Source organism: Bradyrhizobium sp. (genome assembly GCF_049512235.1).
Taxonomy (GTDB): domain Bacteria; phylum Pseudomonadota; class Alphaproteobacteria; order Rhizobiales; family Xanthobacteraceae; genus Bradyrhizobium.
The window spans coordinates 1-3,301 of the sequence record NZ_JBEKXH010000629.1 but is presented as its reverse complement, the minus strand read 5'-3'; the positions used below and the strand labels follow the sequence as shown (position 1 = coordinate 3,301).

Sequence of the window (3,301 nt, the reverse complement as noted above, 5' to 3'; positions counted from 1 at the left end):
CAGTCGCTGCTGGTGGAAAGCCTGGCCGGCATCCAGACGCTGAAGGCCTGCGCGGTCGAGCCGCAGATGCGGCAGCGCTGGGACGAGCAGCTCGCCGCCTATATCGGCTCCTCGCTGCGGGTGGTCACCTTGGGTGCCGCCGGCTCGCAACTGGTCGGCCTCGTCAACAAGATCACGAGTGCCGCGATCCTCTGGTTCGGGGCGCAGGCAGTGATATCCAATCAGCTCACCATCGGCGAGTTCGTCGCCTTCAACATGCTGGCGGGCCAGATCTCAGGGCCCGTGCTGCGGCTGGCGCAGCTGTGGCAGGACTTTCAGCAGTTCCGGCTCTCGATCGAGCGGCTGGCCGACATCATCGACACTCCGACCGAGCCCAATGCCATCAGCGCCAAGCAGAACCTGCCGCCGATCCAGGGTCATCTCAGATTCGAAAACATCGTGTTCCGCTACCGCGCCGGCAGCCCGGAGATCCTGCGCAACCTCTCGCTGGAGATCCGCGCCGGCGAGGTGGTCGGCATTGTCGGCCGCTCCGGCTCGGGCAAATCGACGCTGACGAAACTGCTGCAGCGGCTCTATATGCCCGAGCGCGGCCGCGTCATGGTCGACGGCCTCGACATCGCGCTCTTGGATCCGGCATGGCTGCGCCGCCAGATCGGGGTGGTGCTGCAGGAGAACGTGCTGTTCAACCGCTCGATCCGCGAGAACATCGCGCTGGTCGATCCCTCGATGCCGCTGGAGCGGGTGATCAACTCCGCCCAGCTCGCCGGCGCGCATGAGTTCATCCTGGAACTGCCGCATGGCTACGACACCATCCTGGAAGAGCGCGGCGCCAATCTCTCCGGCGGCCAGCGCCAGCGCATCGCTATTGCCCGGGCGCTCGTGACCAATCCGCGCATTTTGATCTTCGACGAGGCGACCTCGGCGCTCGACTATGAGAGCGAGCGCATCATCCAGAGCAACATGCGCGCGATCTGCCAGGGCCGCACCGTGCTGATTGTGGCGCACCGCCTGTCGACCGTGCGCACCGCCGACCGCATCCTGGTCATGGAGCGCGGCCAGCTCGCCGAAGCCGGCAGCCACGATGCCCTGATGCACCACAACGGCCTCTACGCCAATCTCGTCCGCCAGGCGACAGGGTGAGCAGGATGGTAAGACCCTCACCGAAAATCGTAGGGCGGATTAGCCGAGCGGGTCCGCGCATCGCGCGGCCCGACCGGCGTAATCCGCCATCTCCGGCGCATCATGCGGCGCTGCATAACGGCGGATTACGCCGTGAGATTGGGCCATGCTGGCCCAGTCTCACCGCTAATCCGCCCTACGACCTGGCGAGGCGTTGATCGCGATGGTGCAACCGATCCCCTTGCGTCCCAATGACGCCGCCACAAAGCCTGCCGCGGCAGCCGCGCCGAAGCCGCCGCTGAAACTCGTGCCGCGGCTCACCGCGGAGGAGCGCGAGTTCCTCCCCGCCGCGATCGAGCTGATCGAGACGCCGTTCTCCCCTACCCTGCGCTTCACCGCCTTCGCGCTCTGCGGGCTGGTCGCCGCGGCCGTGATCTGGGCCTCGCTGTCCCATATCGACATGGTCGCGGTCGCCGATGGCAAGGTGGTGCCGCTCGGCCAGGTCAAAGTGGTGCAGCCCTTGGAGACCGCGATGATCCGCGCCATCCATGTCGACGAAGGCGACCATGTCACATCAGGACAATTGCTGGTCGATCTCGATCCGACCGAGGCCCGCGCCGATCTCGATGCGCTGATCTATAATTTGACCCAGGCCGCGCTCGACGCCGAGGTGGCGCGCATGCTGCTCACCCGCAATCCCGACGAGCACTTCCGCGGCCCGGAGGGCGCCGATCCCGAACTGGTGGAACAGAGCCACAGCCAGGCCCAGCGCGAGATCGAAAAGCAGCTCGCCACCATCGCCGGTTTCGAGGCCGACATCGCGCAGAAGAACGCGGAGTTGCAATCCAACGACGCCCAGATCGAGCGCGCCCAGCTCACCTTGCCGCTGCTGCAGGAAAAGAACGAAACCGCCAAAGGCCTATACGAAAAGCAGTATGGCACCCGCCCCCCGGTGCTCGACAGCGAGCAGGCGCTGGTGGAAAAGCGCGCCGAACTTAAGGCCGCGCAGCAGAATGTCTACCAGCTGGAGGCCGAGCGCCGCTCGATCCAGGCCAAATCCGCCGAGGCCAGGGCGGGCTATATGGCCGATGCCACCGACCGCCGCACCAAGGCGCTGATGAAGATCTCGCAGCTCAACCAGGACATGACAAAAGCGCGGCAGAAGGAAAGCTATCGCCGCCTGGTGGCGCCGGTCGACGGCACCGTGCAGGGGTTGAAGATTCACACGTCCGGCGCGGTGGTCACGACCGCCGACACGCTGATGACCATCGTGCCCGATGGTGCCGGCATCGAGGTCGACTGCCTGGTGCCGAACAAGGACATCGGTTTTGTCAGCGAGGGCCAGGATGTCGAGCTCAAGCTGGAGGCGTTCCCGTTCACACGCTACGGCCTGGTGCAGGGCCGGGTGCGAAGACTCGGCCGCGACGCTGCGACCAACCCGAATGCGGCGCCGCCCGGATCATTGGCCGCGATCGCGCAGACGCCGCAGCAGGGCTCATCGAGCCCGCCACCGGCGGAGCTCGCCTACCCTGCCAAGGTGACGCTGCTGCGGGACTGGATCGAAGTCGACGGCCGCGAGGAAAAAATCCGCGCCGGCATGCGCGTGTCGGCCGAGATCAAGACGGGCGACCGACGGGTGATCGAATATCTGCTCTCGCCTGTCATGCAGGCGGTGAAGGAAGCAGGGAGGGAGAGATGAGGATGATCATCAGTATTGCGTCATTATACAGCGTCCAGGTGCATAAACTAAGCTACGCCAAGCTGAAATACCTATTGCAACGAGTATTGCCAAGCCATTGACTGCTTCAGGACAATAGCGATGGGGCGCCGAACAAAAATTATTATAGCAGTAATCACCGTTGCGATTGTCTGGCCGTTCGCTGAGATCGGTATAATCGCCGCGCAAGCTCAGTATTATGCGAACGGGCGCCCATACTGCATCGAAGTATCTAGCAATGATCGAGCTATGTATTATAGATCAATAACCTCTCTGTCTGAGTTAAATGGGTTCACTCTGTTTGCGCCATATATTAATGGCGGCGGCTCTGGTTCCACTGGCTCTCTTCAGTGGACCTTCAATGCGGTGATCGTAATAGCTACCGGGAGCGCGCCAGAGTGGCGAAACTGGTCTTACTGGCATCAACATTTCGATTGGCTGACACGGCAACAGTCCAAGGTCACG

General features: G+C 63.4%; 2 protein-coding genes. Both read left to right on the top strand.

Going from position 1 to position 3,301, the window contains the following annotated elements; all coding sequences use genetic code 11:
• On the top strand, positions 1-1,140 hold a 1,140-nt coding region (locus tag ABSG20_RS33010; protein WP_423868638.1), incomplete at its 5' end, for an ATP-binding cassette domain-containing protein.
• Between the two features lie 202 nt (positions 1,141-1,342).
• The gene (locus tag ABSG20_RS33005; RefSeq protein ID WP_423868637.1) at positions 1,343-2,818 is read left to right on the top strand and encodes an HlyD family type I secretion periplasmic adaptor subunit; all 1,476 of its coding nucleotides are present in this window, start codon (positions 1,343-1,345) and stop codon (positions 2,816-2,818) included.
• Positions 2,819-3,301 lie beyond the last annotated feature (483 nt).

Bases quoted from the DNA above. Each gene is read 5' to 3' on its own strand.
- ABSG20_RS33005 (WP_423868637.1), top strand. From the start codon at position 1,343: ATGGTGCAACCGATCCCCTTGCGTCCCAATGACGCCGCCACAAAGCCT.